Origin of the sequence: Marinoscillum pacificum (assembly GCF_024714495.1) — a bacterium.
Classification (GTDB): domain Bacteria; phylum Bacteroidota; class Bacteroidia; order Cytophagales; family Cyclobacteriaceae; genus Marinoscillum; species Marinoscillum pacificum.
Genome location: NZ_JAMZMJ010000011.1, coordinates 1 through 18,429 on the forward strand (window position 1 = coordinate 1; position 18,429 = coordinate 18,429).

The following is an 18,429-nucleotide window of genomic DNA, read 5'->3' on the forward strand; positions in this document are numbered from 1 at the left end:
CATTTTGGGAATAATCTCGCTTTCACTGATTGGCTTTGTGGCGATCTACTTGCAGACCAATAAGATAGCGCGGATGAACCCGGCCAATAATCTTCGATACGAATAATAAGAAGAAGCTGTCTCAAAAGCTACTTTCATTTGTCATTTCGAGGTAACGAGAAATCTTACTCATTTGATTGTCAATATGTTAAATTTTAAGATGGATTTCTCCAAAGTCGAAATGACACTTTTTGAGACAGCCCCTTTTTTATTTCAAAATAAAATTCTCCAATGAAAGTGTAATAAATAACGCTAACCCGAGTCCAAAGAGCAAAACATATCAACAAAGCTCTATGAATACAAAACTTATCCTATCCGCAAATGCCATTCTTCTTGGTACAATTGGAGTTGCTTTCACCTTTGCTCCTGATTGGATTCTTGTGAATTTAACTATCGCACTATCGCCTGCTCTTCTTCTTATCCTGCAACTTCTTGGTGCATTGTATGTATCCTTAGCTATGCTGAACTGGATGGTCAAGCATAGTCTCATAGGTGGTATTTACAATAAACCTATCGCACTAGCAAATTTTGCTCACTTCATGATTGGAGGACTGGCGCTAATCAAAGAAACACTCTCCAACACGGAATTACCCATGGCAATTACCATTATAGCATTGATCTATTTGGTCTTTGGAATACTTCATGGATTGATTCTATTCAGACATCCGTTGAAGAGTCAGGAGGTTTAAATAGCACCTGACTAATGTTAAGACTTCATCTTCGTTCTTTTTAGTAGCACATATTATCCATTTAAATAGGTACTTATTGTTGACTGTAAGCTGTTATTCAATTAGTTAAGGCAGGTTTCGGGAGTTTTTGAAGTTTGCATATCCCACTCCTTTGCATCAATTGGACCAATTGCAGTTTCAGCAGTACCATGTTCATTTGATCAAAACCAAAAACATTTCACGGTCCTATCAAAACCAAAGTATCAATGCACTAAAATTTTACCTAGAGAAAGTGCTAGGTCATGATCGTGCCTATATAGAACTGGAGAGACCTAAAAAAATCCAGCAGCTACCGCAAGTTCTAAGTCTGGACGAGGTAAAATCCATTTTTGACCATGTAGATAATCTGAAGCACCGGGCAATATTGATGACCATTTATTCTGCTGGGTTGAGGGTTGGGGAGTTGATTCAACTTAGAATCAGAGATATTAATTTTCATGGAATGCGAATCTGGGTACGAGAAGGAAAGGGCGTGAAAGACAGGATTACTGTGCTTTCACCAAAACTTCTAGTGGTTTTGAGGGCTTATTTTAAGGAATACAGACCTAAGGAATACCTTTTTGAAGGGCCAAATCAAAGCATGTATACTGCGGGAAGTGTGCGCAAAGTGTTGTATAGGGCTGTTAGCAAGGCAGGAATCCGAAAAAAGGTTGTGCCACATACGTTGCGACACTCTTTTGCGACCGCAGCGGCGGACCGTGCATTTATTAGAAATTGGTACGAACCTAAGATATATACAGACACTGCTAGGTCATACCAATCCTAAGACAACCGAAATATATGCCCATGTATCCACAAAGAACCTGGAAGAGATCAAGAGTCCGCTTGATTTGATGGATTGAAAGGGTATATTTGAATATCGGATAACGTATATGGTACTTGTTAGCCAGATGTAACCTACCATACTCACTGCGAAACGAATGAACCAGGAATATTTAGCCAATGTTTTTCTTAGCTGTAGCCTCCGAACCGAGGACAGACCATTTATTAACTACATCGAACAAATTCTTAGGAGACACAGAATAAATCCCTTTGGGACAGTTGGACGGTTTTCAGCATCACCTGTGAACACGGCCGAACATATGCGGGCGAACATTCCAAAAGCCGACTTTGTCGTAATTGTGGCAACTCCCAGATATATTCAACGAGACTTGAAAACAGGTGAACAAACTTATGGTCTTTCAGAAATGGTTCATGTAGAAGCTGGAATGGCGTACATGGCGAAGAAACCTGTTGTTGTATTTGTACAAGAAGGAACTCATGTAGGTAACTTCCTTCCTAACATAACTCAGTATATAACTTTGAACGGCAAACCCGAGAGCCTACAATCTAACGGATTTTTGATTCACAGCTTACTATCGAACGCTTACGCCATTGTTCAAAAAATCAAGCAAGAAGCTGCAGGTAAAGTGTTTTTCCAAACAATCACCACTGGTCTTGCTCTTTATGGAGGAATTAAATTGATTGAATCCCTATCTAACTCCTCGGACGAAGAAGACGAAAGGTAACGGTAGGTAACAGTCGCTAGCACGAATGCGCCAACGGCCATTTCACATACTTGAGTGCGAACTTCACCGCACCGCGTAGGCCATGAATCAGCCACTTGGAAATGGCTATGCATTCTACCATCTCTACTGGCAGGATTTTTTCACCTTTCTAAACGCAGTGCATTCCACAAGCTTTGTGAGCACCGGCAGATTCATTAGTTTTATCGGAACTTGCTAAGCTCAGGGCGCACTCCTGCTAGCTTAGTGTTATGAGGCATAAGTAGATGAAAAATACAATTACTTGCTTCCAAAATTATATGGGAGATGATTTCACATTGGAATCAATTCGAAGATTATCAAAGGCTCCTGAGGAACATATTTTACATTTTGTTCATGACCTAGTTGAGCCTTACACGACAAATGACCCAGAAGACATCTCCACCGAATTAAATAATAAGAGTTATCAATACTGTATAATACCTCCCTCTGACCGTAGCGACTTTCAGAAACTTTCTAATAGTTATAAAGCACTGCTATTATACTTTGACAAGATAATGGTTCCGGATCCATTGAGCGACTTTCTAGCCCCGACTATAATGTATGCCCAATTAACCGGTGAACTAAGGTTAGGTTATAAGCAACTTGACCAATTCAGGGACTCATTTCAAAAAGCGCTAGAATTCCTTTTAGGATTTAAAAAGCCGATAACTCAAGGTGCAATTGAAATTTTTCCGGAAACATTTCTTACACTTTCTTCGGTCGTTCAAACTAGAGCACGTTTGGAACTAAATGAAATCTTGGGGAATACACCAAAAGATAAAAGCTATCATGAAAACCCACTTAACTTAATTCGTGAAGAGGTATTAAACTGGGGTCATTTAATAGAGATTCTTGATGTAATGCCTATTTCATCTAACCGAGATGTAAAGAACATTATGACTGAAGAATTAAGACTAGATAAGCATCTTAAGTCCACCAGTCGCCAGTCGTTAATTGCTGAAGCTTCTTTCTCATATGAAATACCCGGAATACAAAATCCAACGATTGATGATATTATTAGTCTACGAAAAAATGAAAATGCATTTAACGAGTGGCGTTCAGAATACTCCTCAATAATCAATGAAACATTAGGTAGGTCTCAAATTAGCTCTAATGCAGAATTCCAAAAAGAATTTAAGTATAATACCGATGAAAGATTGAAGCCAATAGTTAGTAAACTAAACGAAAAGACTAATTCGAACAAAGTAATTACAGATTTACTCATTCCAGGTGGATTAGCTATTGGAGGCAGTATGTTGACCTATGAAGTCACCAATTCTTTAATTGCAACTCTATTGCCTACCGCTACTGTGCCTGTATCTTGGGCTTTAAAAAGAATCGCTGGTAAACTTGGCAAAGAAAACAGGAAAGATATTACCCTAAGAGATTTTTGTGGACACTTCATACAGTAAGCCTCATAACAGGCGCTAATCCCAATCGGCTTACTAAGTTGTTTGCAAAGGGCAATGAGATCAGATACATTTGAGATATTTGAAAGGCTAAGCCGACTGTGCTTAGCTAATTGTTATGTTCCATTGGTGCCTCTAGTCTTATTCTTATGAACTTCTAAAACTATGTCTTACTTTGACGAACGCAACACGGAAAAAATATATGAGATTCTCAGCGGAATTCTCAAGCTAAAATTCAAGACACAGATTAAAGGAAGCGGAATTCAATTCACTGAAATTCATAAAATGATTAACCTTCAAAATCAGAAGGAGGAACATCTACTTTTTCTAGACAACACTGTCATCAGGTTTCGTGACAACAAAGAGTTCATTTCCAAATTTTGCGAACATCTGAAGGAGAACATCAAGGAGTTTAATCGTGAATACGAAGAGCTAAGGGAGCAGGAACAAAATAGCATGTTTGTCGACAAACAATACATTTGGTATCGAGATGAACACATTTCGCATTGTGGACATAAACAACTTGCCTTGTTGGATAAGATGAGGGAATTTCTCAACAACATTCGTGAACAGGAGGAAAAGAGCAAGCAAAATCCAAAAAGAACATAACAGGCGCTGATCGGTTATGTGCCAAAGTGCCTCCTTGCTGACTTCATCGGGACTTGCCCACGGAAGTGCACCTTCTGAAACTTTATCGCTTTTAGAAGCTTCTGTGCTTCTGGCTTTTTACTTGTGGAACGCAGTTTTTTATAGTTACCGTAGTGCGTGTGGTGCACTTCCGCTATTTTAGCTGTACTTGCCAACTGTGGGCACACAAACCGATAGTTAGGCGTTACCCACCATCGTGAAGAAACAGCTATTCTATATACTAACCTTTGCCTGCTTAGTGTCAACTCTGAATCTGAACGCACAAATAAAGCGAACAGACTTAGAAGGCGATTGGCAGACAAACAATAAAGATAGTCTCTACTACAAGGCGGATTCTATTGAATTTCATCTGGACATCAACCGCTGGATGAATATCGAAACTTGTGACATCATTAAATGGCGAACTGAGAAGAGTAGTTTCAAGTTCATCGAGACTTACTTATGCACCGAACCAGGTCGAGAACGTTGGTCAACAGATAAAGAAAAACTTATAATAAAGAAAAGAGACTTTGGACAAGTGATTCAACTCAAAAGAAAAGGACAACTTTTTGACCAGCTCAAAGTGATCGAATTGACCGAAAGCAGAGTTGAACGCTATCCATTCGACATTAAGCAACTAACTGTTCTTAGATTTGATGATTTGGAAGAACAGAAGCTTTTCAAATTTGTGGACTCGTTGGTCTTTGATGTTTTGGAGTATGAGCCAACTCCTGTCGATTCAACTGTCTACAAAAAAATAAACCAGAATGCCGCTGCTACAACTTCAGAAATAAGAATTCGTGACAACAGAGAGGTAAATCCAAAGCCATTGCTGGTTGTGAACGGGCATGTAGCTGAACACTATGAAATTTTGAAATCATTTCTGTTCGTTGAGGCAACTGCTATTGAATACATAACTAGAGAACAGGCAACAATGCTATATGGAGCCAGAGCTGTGAACGGAGTAATAGTTATCCAACTTTCCAACCGAAAATTCAAACGCATCTGGAAAGAATATGGTGGGTAACAGACACTATCGGTTATGTGCCAAACTGCCTCTTTGCCAGCGTCTTCGGTACTTGCCCACGGAAGTGCACCTTCTGAAACTTCATCACTTTTACAAACGCCTGTGGTTCTGGACTTTTACTTGTGGAACGCATTTTTTATAGTTACCGTAGTGGTTGTGGTGCACTTCCGCTACTTTAGTGCCATCTACTAGCTCCAGACACACGGCGGATAGCTAGGTTAAGTGTAATTAGGCACCCATTCAAACTCACTCAGAATCTTGAACGAAGAAGAATACTTTAAGAAATTTTCATCTACTATTCTAAATTTCACAACGAACTACCTCAACAACGTTGTTTTGAAAATCATCGAACTTGAGGACTATGTTGTCGAACCGAAAAGATTCTTTTACACTCTGATACACAAAACGGTTTCAACTCTTGAAGCCTCCAACATTTTTGTGAGGAATTTTGAACTTAAGAGCAACTACAATTCATCACTTTTTATTCTTCTCAGATCAGCTATTTCAGATATAATTTTAGCAGAATATGTCATAAAAAGAGGTAAAACAGATGAAGAGCGAGCTGAACTAATTCCTCGTATTTATTTTGATCATGTTGATAATATGATTGATTCCCTCAATAAAGCGGCACGTAAAGCATATGGTTGGAGCGACAAGGAAGTGGATGACAACATCCGACTGATAAAGGAATCTAAAAAACAGTACTTCAAGGTTGATGGGAAACCTAAGCTTAAACCTATTCGAACCTCTCCTTATACCTTGACTTTCAAGATGTTCTCGGAAATCTCTAATCCACTTTCAACAGAATATGACCTGTTGAGAAGATCCTTCGACTTGTATTCTCAGTTCTCAAAATTTGAACACTTTGGGGACTTGACTTTTTATCTTGTTCACCGCGCATATGAAGAAAAGCAAAAAGAATCCATTTTATATGACCTCTACGATGGTATCAGAGTGATTTGTTTCGCTTTATCGAACTACATGAATTTGTGGGATGACATTCCTACATCAACAAAGAAAACAGTCGAAAAACTAACTTCAGAGGTTAACCAATTTCATCCCTCAACGATAAAATACACTTAACAATCGCTAGCACGAATGCGCCAACTGCCAATTTACAATCTTCAGTGCGAACATCACCATGAATCAGCCGCTGGGAAAGTGTGGTGCTTTCTACTGTCTTCAGCTTGCGGGAGTTTTTCACTTCAGAAGGCACTGCTTTCTACAAACTTTGGAAGCACCGGCAGATTCATTAGTTTTATCCGAACTTGCCAAGCTCGGGGCGCACTCCTGCTAGCTTGGCGTTAGGCACCATTCCGCCACTGAGCATGAGACAACTCTTAAAAATATTAACCCTATTAATCTTCTCACTGCAACTGAACGCTCAAACTGACAGTCTAAGAATTGTTATTGACTCAATCCCAACCGATACGACCGAAGCATTTGTTGAAATAATTGACCCAGTGGAGACTATGCCAGTATTTCCTGGGGGGCAGGATTCATTACGGACATTCATTGAACGAAACAACAATTGGCAAGTTGGACGGGAAACGATAGTCGGGAAAGTTTTCATTGCTTTCGTTGTAGAAGTGGATGGAAGTATTACGAACATCGAAATCATGAGAGGACTTCATCCTTCCTGCGATGAAGAAGCAAAGCGCATAATTGGTCTAATGCCTAACTGGAAACCCGGTGAACAAATGGGAACACCAGTACGAACGAAAATGATTCTGCCAATAGCTTTTGACGGACTAAAATAACAGGTGCCTAACAGACGCTGATCGGGGCATATGTCTCAGTGCTTTCTGTCTAGTTTTAGTGCAACTCGACCGTGAATCTGCCGCTGAGAAACGGCAGTGCTTTCTATCATCTTCTGCTCGCAGGAGATTTTGACTTTTGGAACGCAGTGCCATTTGGAACCGTTGTGAGCTTCGGCAGATTTCACTACTTTAGTGCTATTCACCAGTTGCGGACATACGCCCGATAGCTGGTCGTTATGTATCATATGCGCTTTGTATTAACATTTATCGGAACTCTCTTATTTTGGGCAAACTTGAACGCTCAATCCCTGGACGCTTCCTTCGAAATACTCGAACAACTTCCGAACTCTTTTAAGAACAGCGCAACTTCATCTGAATTAACATTCAACATTAAAGAAGACTTGAACCCATTTTACCTAGAAGCAGATTTCAACGGACAGGGTAAATTGGATGTAGCCATTTGTATATCCGAACCATCTACGAACAAGCAAGGAATTCTAATCCAACATGGTGAAGACCGAACATATTACATTCTTGGAGCCGGAAGAACTTTCAACGATATGGACAATTTCCACTGGATGGAGGTTTGGAAAGTTTATCGAGAGAAGACGGCTGAACGAACAACATTCACTGCGGATTTTGACATTGAAGGAAGTGAAACAGTAGCTCTCTCGAACGTTGCAATTCAGGTTTCATCAAGTGAGAGTTCTTATAACCTAATAACTTGGGACGGAACGAACTACATCTGGATACACACAGGTGAATAATTAAGATACATAACATTATGTATGAAATGCATGTGCAACGTGCTGCTAGTTGGCTTCTCTCCTTGCCTTCTCCGCTCATCTGCTGCCGTGATATTGTTAAGGCTTTTTGTGAGTTCAGCTCGCAGGATTTTTCTCTTTCTTAACGCAGTGCCTCTTTGATACCCGCCATGCCGGCGAGGCAGGCTTTGAAAGCACCCCTTGGCCAGGCGCGACAGATAAACTACCTTTATCAGAACTTAAATAAGTCCAGAGCCTCAGTCTGCCTATGCCGGCAGTCAAACGCCATATCTGGGCGATACCACATATACCATTGACAAAATTCATACTTCTATTCGCTTTATATTGCCAAATGGCAATTGGGCAATGCCAAACATTGATTTCAGGGAGCGTTATAAATAATCAAACCAAACAGCCTATTCCATACGTCAACATTGGAATTGCAAACACTGAAGTTGGAACAATTTCTAATGAAGATGGCTCATTTTCCATCAAGATACCTCTAAAGTATTCCGATCAGGACCTGCTTTTTTCCTCTGTAGGATACATCAGAAAATCATTTCCCGTTTCTTCGATCCCCAACCCTTCAAATAACCTAGTGATTTCACTCAACGAAAATGTGCTGGAGTTAAGCGAAGTAGAAATAGTCGCCAAATATGAAAAAAAGAAATCAGTTACACTGGGAAATGGTAAGAGCTTATTATTATCCGGGCAACTTCACTATGACACTCTCTCGGCTGGCAGTGCCATGGCATTGCTAATCGATAAATCCGATGATAAAAACCTGACATTTCTGAATGAGGCATCCTTATATATTGCAAAAAATTTATCCCCTGAATTTAAGGTAAGGATGCGCATCATGTCGGTAAACAGTCAAACCAAAAAGCCAGGAGTAGACATACTTACACACCAGGCACTAGTGACATCAGACATCAAAAAGGGATGGTTGGATTTCGAGATAAAGGATACCCAAATCGTCAAGGAAGATAAATTTTTTCTGGTATTTGAATGGATCATGGATAAGGACGATCGGGAATATGTGACCTCTAAATATGAGCAATACATGAAAATGTATCCTGACAGGGTTTCATACGACACGGTAATTATCAACCATGAGAAGGTAACCATCCCCCGCGTAAGCACGGTAGTTGCCGGAACAGTGTTTGGGGTAAGCAAAACAAAGAAAGACCGTGAGCAGTTCAAGTGTTATTATCGCTCCAATAGTTTTGGTGAATGGAAAACATCTTCCGGTATCCTTTCGGCAAAAGTGACATTATCAAATTACCCATCTACAGGAGAATCTGAAACTAAGAAATCACCGTGTGATGCATTGGCTTGCAAAATCGATAAATGGGCTACAGACTTTCAGAATAAATACAACACACCAGGTTTTCAATTATCGATAGGTAAAACAGACACCATCGTTTTTTCTCAAGGCTATGGTTACGCAGATAAAGCCGCTAATATCCTTGTAGACCGACAGACACAATTTCGTATTGCCAGTATCTCAAAAACCATGACGTCTGCAGCCATTATGCAGTTACATGCTCAAGGCCTGTTAGACCTGGACACATCCATTCAGACTTATGTACCCACATTCCCCGAAAAACAATACCCCATTACTGTAAGGCAAGTGGCCAGTCATTTAAGTGGTATCCGACATTATTATGGAAAAAGCTGGGACGAGATCTTTATCCAACAGCACTACAGCAATTTAAACGATGCCTTATCCATTTTTAAAAATGACTCGTTGCAAGTGAATCCAGATACGAAGTTCTTATACTCATCCTATGGTTATATACTTTTAGGTGCTGCTATTGAAAACATTACTCAACAACCTTACTTGAGTTATATGAAGCAAAACATTTGGGATCTCCTCGGGATGCACGCCACGTATGGGGATGTAGCAGACAGTGTGATAGCTCATAAGAGTAAATTTTATTACCTGAACGGTGAGGAGGCAACTCCTTACGACTTAAGCTACTCCTACTCTACGGGAGGATTACTTTCTACAAGTGATGATCTGACTAAATTCGGACTGGCAATTACCCAAGATTATTTCCTGGGTCAAGAAACGAAAAGCCTCATTTTTCAAGACCAAATGACTTCTGATAGGCGAACGGTGGGATACGGATTAGGGTGGTATGTAGAAGAAAATATTAATAACAAAAGAATTTGGTTTCATACAGGAGAATTACCTTCTTCCGGTTCCATATTGGTTATATTTCCAGATCAGGAAATTGTCATTGCGCTGCTAGCTAACTCTCCAATAGTCTCCGATACTCAAGATAATTTTTTTGAGGATATGATGCAGTTGGAAAAACTAGTTGAATCGGAATAAAAACTTGTGGTAACACACACTAAAATGAATTTGCGAACAGAGCGATTTGAAAGGACATTACGAACTGAATTTCTTTACAGCTCCTAGCAACTTGGACGCCTGTCTGCCGACAGGCAGGCATACTTATTTTAGTTGGTCATTAGCTGTTTTTGTGACATTGAATATGATAAACTCAGAATTTGATATAGCATCATTAAGCAATTTGCTTGTTACCATTCCGAAAGGATCGGTCAAAATGAGGGATGACCGAACAAATGAAGCTTGGTGCATTGATGTAGATTCATTTGAACTCTGCAAATTCCCAACAACTCAAGAAATTTATAAAGCAGTAACGGATGAAAGTCCTTCAACATTCAAAGGTGACCGATTACCAGTAGAAACAGTTTCTTGGATAGAGGCTGTGAAGTTCTGTAATACCCTATCCGAATTAACAGATAAGGATAAATGTTATGAGGTTGATTTAGATTCAGAGAAAGTAACAATGAATTTACTAGCAAATGGATTTAGACTCCCGACAGAAGCAGAATGGCAACATGCTTGCCAAGCTGGAACTAAAAACATTAGGCATGGAGATGTTGAAGAAGTTGCCTGGTTTAAACACAACTCTAACAATCAGACTCAGGAAGTTGGACAAAAGAAACCTAACGAATGGGGACTTCATGACATGCTAGGGAATGTTTGGGAATGGTGCTCCGATATATACGATGAAACAGTTTACGGCTCTTATCGCGTGTTTCGTGGTGGTGGCTGGTGCGATCAAGAAAGAAGCGTCATGGCGACAACTCGAAGAAGAAGTCATCCCTTTTCTTTTAAAATTGATGATTTAGGATTCAGGGTAGCAACAAACTCAAAGAAATAACAACAGCTAAGGATATGTATAAGGCATGTGCTTATGTCCTTTCCACAAATTGTATTTAAACTCGCCCGTGAGTCTGCCACCGAGATAGTTTTGTGCTTTTTGGAAGCTTCAGCTTGCGTGAGTTTTTGATTTTGAGAACTTGCCTAGCCGGCAGGCAGGCGTTATGAGCTTCCCGTTGCCGGACACGAAAGATTTCACTATTTTAGTGTAATCACCATTTGCGGACATACGCGCGATAGCTGGTCGATATCAGCAAAGACTCCATGAAATATTTTGCTTATTTTACCTTGACCATTTTGCTATCGAATTGCAACCCAAACATTTATTCTGCAAAAGATTTCTACTCAAACGGTCAACCACGATTCAAAGGCAAGTACATTGAATGTCAAGCGAACGATCCCAACCATCCTCAAATAATTGTCAATGAAAAAAAGAAGTTTGGCGAATGGAGATCATTTTATCAAAATGGAAACTTAAAAGAAATCCGACACTACACGAAAAAAATAAGCAACTGTCAAACTGATATTTTAAAAGAAGGAATTTGGAAATATTACAATCAGGATGGAGCTCTTTATCTAACAGAGATGTATAGAAACGATTCATTGTTTCACTCAGAGGTTGATATTTATGAGGGATTGAATCTGATTGGGAAAGTGATTAAGAGTGAATTTTCAGCTGATTCAGTCATTATGAACATATCCCAAAAGACCAATCAACTTATTTCAAACTCTAGCTTTGAGTGGTATTATTTCAAGCCGATATTTCTTGCTAATAATGGATATGATCAGATAGAATCACTAATTCCAGGTTGGTATTCTCCAGATAAAGCAACACCTGACTATTACAACTCCTTTAGATCTGTCGAAGGTGTACCACGCCATTTTCAATCAATAGAACAAACTAATGATGGATATGTGGGATTAATGCTCTATTTGGGAGAAAGAAGTAATCAATATTATTTATCGCCAGACTATACAGAAACTTTACAAACAAAACTTTTGAAGCCGCTACAAAAAGGTGAAACTTATTGTTTCAAAATCAGAGTTCGGCTATCAATAAATTCAGGCTTTTCAATAAACAAATTAGGTGTTTTATTTTCTGAAAAAGCTATCGCTTTTGAAAACACAAAATCGTTAGACTCGGCAAGCATCTCTTTTACCGATGATCTGCTCTATGAAAATACTTGGGGCACTTTATGTTCAAACTTCATAGCTACTGGAAGTGAGCACTATCTGACGATTGGAAGATTTGCATCTACCGACAATTTAAACATTAGGCCACATTCCTTCAGATATAGAAGTCCATTAAACATTAATGAATCAGCATATTACTTATTGGATGATATCGAGTTATATGAAACTAACGACAGCACCGAATGCCGGTGCGAAACTTCAAATGTCTTCGTTGAAACAGAACCTACAAATGCCCCAGTCGAATTCACTATTGGAGATACAATAACACTGAGCAATATTCTATTCGAATTTGATAGCCACCAACTGAATCCAAATTCCTTCAATGAACTTCGTCGATTAGCTGAATACATGCATGCATCTCCTGAAACTAAAATTGAAATTACAGGACATACGGATAATGTAGGTAATGATGAATATAACCTTAAACTGTCTAAACAAAGAGCAAATGAAGTTGCCCATTGGCTCGTGGTAAATGGAATTGATAAGGACCGAATTAAATCAAAAGGAGTCGGAAATAAATATCCTATTGATCTAAACATAGCTAATTCGGAAAGTAACCGACGTGTTGAAATTTTAATAACTCTTTAACTAAGGCTGATAGCAGTTGCTAAGCCTAATAGGCTTACTTAATTGTTGGTAATGAACATCTGAATCAGATACTTTTAAAATACTTGAAAGGTTAAGCAGAGTGGGCTAGCGATATCCATTGTCAAATCAAGCCATTTCTGCTTTTTAGTGCATTTTATCAGAGATCAAAAGATTATTCATCATCAATCAACTTTATCTCTACCATATCCATACTCTTCATAACTTTGCATCTCATTAGAAGCAAGTGAAATGAAGAAGAAGGATCTAAAAAAGCAGGCACCAGGATTACATAAACGTAACAAACATCAGGGATCCTATGATTTTGATGCACTAACATCTGCTTATCCAGAGCTCAGCAATCACTTGCGTAAAAACCCAAAAGGTGAAGACACTATTGATTTTGCGAATGCAGAAAGTGTAAAAGCACTCAATACAGCACTGCTTAAATCACAATATGGTATCGGCTACTGGGACATCCCTAAAAACTACCTGACCCCTCCCATTCCTGGACGAGCAGATTATATCCATCACATTGCTCAGTGGCTCTCTCGCGACAACTCTGGCAAACTAGCCGCTGGTTCGCATATCAAATGCCTGGATATCGGAACAGGAGCAAGTCTAATTTATCCGATCATTGGTGTTTCTGACTATGACTGGACATTTGTTGCATCAGACATTGATTCCAAATCAATAGAATCAGCTCAGAAAATCATTGATGAAAATCCACATCTCAAGGAACGCGTGGAGTTACGACACCAGCCAGAGCCTTCGGACACCCTGTATGGCGTATTGCAACCAAAGGATCGCTTTGATGTGGTGATATGCAACCCACCTTTTCATAGCTCTGCAGAAGAAGCTATGGAGGCATCAACCAGGAAGGTAAGAAACCTAACTGGTAAGAATATCAAGCAGCCAAAACTCAACTTTGCCGGGATGCCTAACGAATTATGGTGTGAAGGTGGAGAAGTACAATTCATCCAGAACTATGTCCGACAGAGTAGCAAGTTTGCAAAATCATGCTTGTGGTACTCTACCCTGGTCTCTAAAGACTCCAATGTCAAATCAGTGTACCAGGCACTTAGCAAGTATAAACCTGAGCAGGTACAGTCCATCCAAATGGGACAGGGAAACAAAGTCAGCCGCCTGGTTACCTGGACGTTCTTAACTCAAGAACAGCAGAAGCAATGGAAACTGAACAGATGGAAATAAATTGAATTTCTTCTTTAACTAGAATATAAAGTAAAGGCTCCAAATGGAGCCTTTACGTCTATTAGTCAATCATTACTGGTTAATCTCTTTCCGCAATGGAAATGGCTCTTGGGATACCTTCACGAACTGCATTATATTGTTCATTGCCACCCTGTGCCTTTCTGTCAATTTCAAAAAAGCTTTTATCATAAAGCTTCTGAGCCCTCTCTTCATAGATCTGATTAAATCCTTGATTGATATAAAACAGATTAGAAAAGAAGTCGCCATAGCTATCACTATCTTCAGACTTGTATGACACCACATAGTTTGCATCACCAGCTTCCAGATGTTTGCTTACCATATCAGTAACCAGCTTTGTATTATCTATCCCTAAATTGTCACTGACTTTAACCTTCAAAATCTCAGTCCCAGTCCTCTTTGCGAATTCATCGTCAATTTTTGGCCAGTCAGCTCCCTCTGGACTATCTGGATGCGGAGGTAACATTATCGCCATGTCTAAGGCCTGACCGTCTCCACCTATGCCTTTGTATATAATTTTGTTTCGATTATTCTTTCTAAACACATCCTGAAGGTCTCTGACCAGTCCCATTTTCTGATTTTTATTAACATAAAGAACCATAATTGTTCTTTCGTTTATTCCAGGCTCATTAATGGCTCGCTGAGCATCTTCCAGACTGCTAACCTGCCCATTAACTCTGATGACATCATCATCAATGGCAAATGTCATTGAATTAGACAAGTCCAGATCAAACCTATACTGACCACTATTTGCCACCTGCGGCAATTCAATTGGTGGCGGTGGAGGTGCCATGAGGGAAGGACTCTCCAACAACACTTCTGATTCTTCTAGTTTGGAGTTGCACTGCACAACTACCAAACTAAATACTAACACCGCTGCAAAAACAGCTACAACTTTGGCCTTTCCGGCCATTCCAGATTCTTTTAATTTCATCATGGTTATTCGTTTTTTAATAAATGATAAATTGAAATTGTGTACCAACCCGTATGAGTTGTTGCTGATCAATTGTCTCAATAGCAAGGTTTGATACTCAACTAAGGAATAACCCTGGTTAATCATTTGCTTATCTACTATGTATTCATGCGTTGCTTTTAAAGATTTGATAAGTCGCCAAACCACTGGATTGAACCAGAGAAATGCGGCTATCAGTTGAACAAAAATTAAATCGATTGAATGATGCTGATTAATGTGTGTTTTTTCATGCGCTAAAATCTGCTGAAACGACTCATCCTGAAGTGATTCCTCATGAACAAAAACGGCCTTCCAAAAGGAGAATGGAGGAATTGGATATCTCACTTTGACCACTAAGACTCCTCCTATAACCTCATATGGATGGTCATTTTTAAGTTTTCGGATCCAAACAAAAGTCCAAAGAGTTCGACTTACCAGCACGATTACTCCTACCAGGTAAATGATCAAAATAGTGCTTAAGCATATCTTTTTAAGATTAACCGAAGTACTTGCTTCTGAAGGGCTGGAACCAATCAACTCAGCCGTACCACCTCTTACAAAATCCCAATCTTCAAATGCCTGGTAATATGCCAATCGCATATCTCTTAGCTGGACAACTGGTTGATCCACGACAGGATTGGCTGTTGGCCACAAGTCAATACTCAAAAGCGGAATCACTAACGAAAACACTAAAATACCTATCAAAAAGAAGCGATTGAAACTAAAAAAGGTCAGCTTATTAAGCACCAACTGATACATGCTATACAACACAATCAGCGAAGCACTGGCCTCCAATAGATATAGGATTACTTTACTCATCTTTTTGAGATTTTAGTTCCTCAAGCATTCTGATAGCTTCTTCTAGTTCCTTCTTATCCAGTTTCTTACTTTCTGAGAAGAAACTCACCACCTGCTTCAGTGAATTGTCATAATAATCCTTCACTAGCCGTGAAAGCTGCCCGCTACTATACTCCTCCTTTTCAATCAACGGATGGTATTGATGAGATTTACCGTAAGCCGTATAACCTACAATCTCCTTCTGCACCAACACCCGTACAATCGTTGAAATGGAATTGTATGGAGGTTTAGGGTCGGGATATTGATCTTGTATATCCTTGATAAACCCTTTTTCAATATCCCAGAGAATCATCATGATCTTCTCTTCTGCCTTAGTGAGTGTAATCATTGCTTTCGAGTTTATATTAATCAGCTATACAATAGTATAACTTAATTTTAAGTTTATCAACTTATTATTAAGTTTTATAATTTAATTTTAAGTTCAAACCATTAATAAAATGCCTCCGAAACAGACACTAAAACCTGACTATCAACTATATAGCCATTACAACCCTTTCTTCAGAAACATCAAATCAACTCACTCATTTGTAACACAGATCTTCCATTGTCGTATGGTAAAAGGATCAAAAACTTAACTAAATGACTCTTTCACGCATCGCTGAATTTATCCTAATTGTAATTTTCTCCTTACTCATCATCTTTCATGTATTGATCCTGACATCTGTCATTCCATACGATATAGTGTGGGGAAGTCGTTTATCCAGTCATGAGGACATGATCACATTTGAAGCTATATCATTGAGCTTAAATGGGGCATTTCTGTGGATCATTTTAATGCATGCACAATTCATCAAACCCGTTCTTTCATCGAAAGTGAGCAGAGTTTTACTCTGGGTGATGATGGGACTATTTATTCTCAACACACTTGGCAACCTTGTGTCAGAGAATGACTTTGAAAAGGTGGCATTTACACCTGTTACCATTCTGCTTTCCATTTGCTTATTTCTTTTAGCAAAGACTAAAAAGCATTCTACCGCGACCAATTAAAGTACTTATCCATATTAGAAACATCTGACATTTCTAAAAAGCAAACATGTTTTTTATCCACTAATCAAACTTAGTGAACAGTTCATGGTTATCTATCCTGATATGAAAACCATGAACCTGTCCTTCAAGAATACTTTTTTCGCATTGGGAACTCTCATTGCGTTTGTGTTCATATTATCCATAGCTAGTAAGCTTCTCATTCCATTGGCTTACGCTTTACTCATTGCCATAACCTTGTATCCTATTGTCAGGTTTTTGACCAGAAAAGGATTTCCTCTTGTATGGGCGATCATTACCTCGATGCTAAGTGTGGTGATTATTGTTGCTGCATTGATTTTCTTCTTTTCTTCTCAAATCATTGACATTGCCAGCAATTATGGAGCGTTTACGGAGAAACTTCATGACCTGTATGTCAACCTGATGGAATTTGTCAATAAGAAAGTCCAATTCATTCCAGACTTAAAGTCAGAAGAGATCAAGGAAAAGCTACTAGAAACGCTCAACAAAAAAGGAATGCCGATGGTATCTAACACCATTAGCTTCACGAGTTCACTTTTGAGTTTCACTTTTCTGACCATCATCTACAGTTTTTTGATTTTGTTATATCATAAAGCGTTCACCAAAGGACTTACGAAAACAGTACCACAAGACAGCAGATCTCAGTTTAGAAGCACTCTTCAGCAGGCTCAAAAAGTTGGTCAAAAATACTTAACAGGCATGGGCTTACTTATGCTGATTTTAGGCACACTAAATACAATCGGTTTATTGATTGTAGGAATTGATTACGCCTTCTTTTTCGGTTTCCTTGCCGCCATTTTAGCGATCATCCCATACATTGGCACCTTCCTTGGTGGACTACTACCTACGCTGTATGCGTTCATGACGTATGATAGTTATTGGTATCCTCTTGGAGTGATTATCGTATTCTGGTTCGTACAAACTTTAGAAGGTAATTTCCTTAGTCCTAAAATTGTAGGTGGAAATCTGAATCTCAACGCAATGACTGCCTTGATTTCCTTAATTGCTGGAGGCATGCTCTGGGGTATTTCGGGAATGATCCTATTTCTTCCCTTCATGGCCATTTTCAAAGTCTTTTGTGAAAACTACGAAGAGCTCAAACCAATTGCGGAGCTCATGGCAGACCAATCAAACGACAAAACATCCACTTTCAAATTCATCGATAAGCTTAAAGGCAAAATCAGTAAATAATCGTTGATGTTCGCAATAACCCCATCGATGATTCTACATCACCCCCTATGGGAATATCAAGATTTGATTTAATTTGTCATATAATTCAATGTGGAACAATTATGTCCTTTCAAGCATACTTAGATAACATCCAGGCAAAAACAGGCAAGACTCCTTCGGATTTTAAGGAGATGGCAGAAAGTAAAGGTTTTACTCATAATGGGAAAATTGCAGATGGAGTAAAAGCTGCTCAAATCACCGATTGGCTAAAAACAGAATTCGAATTTGGTCATGGTCATGCTATGGCTATTTATGCTTTGCTTAAGGGGAAGAAAACAGATTAATATAAGGTACTA

19 protein-coding genes are annotated in these 18,429 nt (G+C 39.1%); 17 read left to right on the forward strand and 2 right to left on the reverse strand.

Going from position 1 to position 18,429, the window contains the following annotated elements; translation table 11 throughout:
• Positions 1-332: 332 nt before the first annotated feature.
• The 14 genes from NXS00_RS20020 (at position 333) to rlmF (ending at position 14,070) form a co-directional block, all read left to right on the forward strand.
• A complete protein-coding gene (locus tag NXS00_RS20020; protein ID WP_258101050.1) occupies positions 333-728 on the forward strand; it encodes a hypothetical protein in 396 nt (131 codons plus the stop codon).
• Between the two features lie 169 nt (positions 729-897).
• Positions 898-1,533, forward strand: coding sequence for a tyrosine-type recombinase/integrase (locus tag NXS00_RS20025; protein ID WP_258101051.1), 636 nt, complete (start codon positions 898-900; stop codon positions 1,531-1,533).
• The gene (locus NXS00_RS20030) at positions 1,466-1,609 is read left to right on the forward strand and encodes a tyrosine-type recombinase/integrase (protein WP_258101052.1); all 144 of its coding nucleotides are present in this window, start codon (positions 1,466-1,468) and stop codon (positions 1,607-1,609) included. The genes NXS00_RS20025 and NXS00_RS20030 overlap by 68 nt, the downstream gene beginning before the upstream one ends.
• A gap of 78 nt (positions 1,610-1,687) precedes the next feature.
• Positions 1,688-2,275, forward strand: coding sequence for a toll/interleukin-1 receptor domain-containing protein (locus tag NXS00_RS20035; RefSeq protein ID WP_258101053.1), 588 nt, complete (start codon positions 1,688-1,690; stop codon positions 2,273-2,275).
• 263 nt (positions 2,276-2,538) lie between these two features.
• Complete coding sequence (locus NXS00_RS20040; RefSeq protein ID WP_258101054.1) at positions 2,539-3,705, forward strand: hypothetical protein; 1,167 nt, start codon at positions 2,539-2,541, stop codon at positions 3,703-3,705.
• A 162-nt stretch (positions 3,706-3,867) separates the two neighbouring features.
• Entirely contained in the window at positions 3,868-4,311 is a 444-nt protein-coding gene (locus NXS00_RS20045; RefSeq protein ID WP_258101055.1) for a hypothetical protein, read from the forward strand.
• A gap of 277 nt (positions 4,312-4,588) precedes the next feature.
• Positions 4,589-5,356: a hypothetical protein gene (locus tag NXS00_RS20050; protein WP_258101056.1), complete on the forward strand. Its 768-nt coding sequence runs from the start codon at positions 4,589-4,591 to the stop codon at positions 5,354-5,356.
• A gap of 258 nt (positions 5,357-5,614) precedes the next feature.
• The gene (locus NXS00_RS20055) at positions 5,615-6,439 is read left to right on the forward strand and encodes a hypothetical protein (protein ID WP_258101057.1); all 825 of its coding nucleotides are present in this window, start codon (positions 5,615-5,617) and stop codon (positions 6,437-6,439) included.
• Between the two features lie 245 nt (positions 6,440-6,684).
• Positions 6,685-7,116, forward strand: a complete 432-nt coding sequence (locus NXS00_RS20060) for an energy transducer TonB (protein ID WP_258101058.1) — start codon at positions 6,685-6,687, stop codon at positions 7,114-7,116.
• 245 nt (positions 7,117-7,361) lie between these two features.
• Positions 7,362-7,883, forward strand: coding sequence for a hypothetical protein (locus NXS00_RS20065; RefSeq protein WP_258101059.1), 522 nt, complete (start codon positions 7,362-7,364; stop codon positions 7,881-7,883).
• 349 nt (positions 7,884-8,232) lie between these two features.
• Positions 8,233-10,221, forward strand: a complete 1,989-nt coding sequence (locus tag NXS00_RS20070) for a serine hydrolase (protein ID WP_258101060.1) — start codon at positions 8,233-8,235, stop codon at positions 10,219-10,221.
• Between the two features lie 46 nt (positions 10,222-10,267).
• Positions 10,268-11,080: a formylglycine-generating enzyme family protein gene (locus NXS00_RS20075; RefSeq protein ID WP_258101061.1), complete on the forward strand. Its 813-nt coding sequence runs from the start codon at positions 10,268-10,270 to the stop codon at positions 11,078-11,080.
• A gap of 263 nt (positions 11,081-11,343) precedes the next feature.
• Positions 11,344-12,861 carry an OmpA family protein gene (locus NXS00_RS20080; protein WP_258101062.1) on the forward strand — a complete coding sequence of 506 codons (1,518 nt, stop codon included), beginning with the start codon at positions 11,344-11,346 and terminating at the stop codon, positions 12,859-12,861.
• A 249-nt stretch (positions 12,862-13,110) separates the two neighbouring features.
• Positions 13,111-14,070, forward strand: a complete 960-nt coding sequence (gene rlmF / locus NXS00_RS20085) for a 23S rRNA (adenine(1618)-N(6))-methyltransferase RlmF (RefSeq protein ID WP_258101063.1) — start codon at positions 13,111-13,113, stop codon at positions 14,068-14,070.
• A 79-nt stretch (positions 14,071-14,149) separates the two neighbouring features.
• On the opposite strand, the gene NXS00_RS20090 is transcribed toward rlmF, so the two are convergent.
• Both NXS00_RS20090 and NXS00_RS20095 read right to left on the reverse strand, forming a co-directional pair.
• The gene (locus NXS00_RS20090) at positions 14,150-15,859 is read right to left on the reverse strand and encodes a M56 family metallopeptidase (protein WP_258101064.1); all 1,710 of its coding nucleotides are present in this window, start codon (positions 15,857-15,859) and stop codon (positions 14,150-14,152) included.
• Positions 15,852-16,226: a BlaI/MecI/CopY family transcriptional regulator gene (locus NXS00_RS20095; RefSeq protein ID WP_258101065.1), complete on the reverse strand. Its 375-nt coding sequence runs from the start codon at positions 16,224-16,226 to the stop codon at positions 15,852-15,854. Before NXS00_RS20095 ends, NXS00_RS20090 begins: the two co-directional genes overlap by 8 nt.
• A 251-nt stretch (positions 16,227-16,477) precedes the next feature.
• Here NXS00_RS20095 and NXS00_RS20100 point away from each other — a divergent pair, with 251 nt between their 5' ends.
• From NXS00_RS20100 to NXS00_RS20110, 3 genes are all read left to right on the forward strand, one after another.
• Positions 16,478-16,885, forward strand: a complete 408-nt coding sequence (locus NXS00_RS20100) for a hypothetical protein (RefSeq protein WP_258101066.1) — start codon at positions 16,478-16,480, stop codon at positions 16,883-16,885.
• Between the two features lie 84 nt (positions 16,886-16,969).
• On the forward strand, positions 16,970-18,094 hold the full coding sequence (locus NXS00_RS20105) for an AI-2E family transporter (RefSeq protein ID WP_258101067.1): 1,125 nt from the start codon (positions 16,970-16,972) through the stop codon (positions 18,092-18,094).
• Positions 18,095-18,195: 101 nt separating this feature from the next.
• A complete protein-coding gene (locus NXS00_RS20110) occupies positions 18,196-18,417 on the forward strand; it encodes a DUF4287 domain-containing protein (protein WP_258101068.1) in 222 nt (73 codons plus the stop codon).
• Positions 18,418-18,429 lie beyond the last annotated feature (12 nt).

Excerpts from the sequence above, each read along its gene's own strand:
- NXS00_RS20020 (WP_258101050.1), top strand. The coding sequence starts at position 333 with ATGAATACAAAACTTATCCTATCCGCAAATGCCATTCTTCTTGGTACA.
- NXS00_RS20035 (WP_258101053.1), top strand. The coding sequence starts at position 1,688 with ATGAACCAGGAATATTTAGCCAATGTTTTTCTTAGCTGTAGCCTCCGA.
- NXS00_RS20040 (WP_258101054.1), top strand. The coding sequence starts at position 2,539 with ATGAAAAATACAATTACTTGCTTCCAAAATTATATGGGAGATGATTTC.
- NXS00_RS20045 (WP_258101055.1), top strand. The coding sequence starts at position 3,868 with ATGTCTTACTTTGACGAACGCAACACGGAAAAAATATATGAGATTCTC.
- NXS00_RS20060 (WP_258101058.1), top strand. The coding sequence starts at position 6,685 with ATGAGACAACTCTTAAAAATATTAACCCTATTAATCTTCTCACTGCAA.
- NXS00_RS20065 (WP_258101059.1), top strand. The coding sequence starts at position 7,362 with ATGCGCTTTGTATTAACATTTATCGGAACTCTCTTATTTTGGGCAAAC.
- NXS00_RS20070 (WP_258101060.1), top strand. The coding sequence starts at position 8,233 with ATGGCAATTGGGCAATGCCAAACATTGATTTCAGGGAGCGTTATAAAT.
- NXS00_RS20080 (WP_258101062.1), top strand. The coding sequence starts at position 11,344 with ATGAAATATTTTGCTTATTTTACCTTGACCATTTTGCTATCGAATTGC.
- rlmF (WP_258101063.1), top strand. The coding sequence starts at position 13,111 with ATGAAGAAGAAGGATCTAAAAAAGCAGGCACCAGGATTACATAAACGT.
- NXS00_RS20090 (WP_258101064.1), bottom strand. The coding sequence starts at position 15,859 with ATGAGTAAAGTAATCCTATATCTATTGGAGGCCAGTGCTTCGCTGATT.
- NXS00_RS20095 (WP_258101065.1), bottom strand. The coding sequence starts at position 16,226 with ATGATTACACTCACTAAGGCAGAAGAGAAGATCATGATGATTCTCTGG.
- NXS00_RS20100 (WP_258101066.1), top strand. The coding sequence starts at position 16,478 with ATGACTCTTTCACGCATCGCTGAATTTATCCTAATTGTAATTTTCTCC.
- NXS00_RS20105 (WP_258101067.1), top strand. The coding sequence starts at position 16,970 with ATGGTTATCTATCCTGATATGAAAACCATGAACCTGTCCTTCAAGAAT.
- NXS00_RS20110 (WP_258101068.1), top strand. The coding sequence starts at position 18,196 with ATGTCCTTTCAAGCATACTTAGATAACATCCAGGCAAAAACAGGCAAG.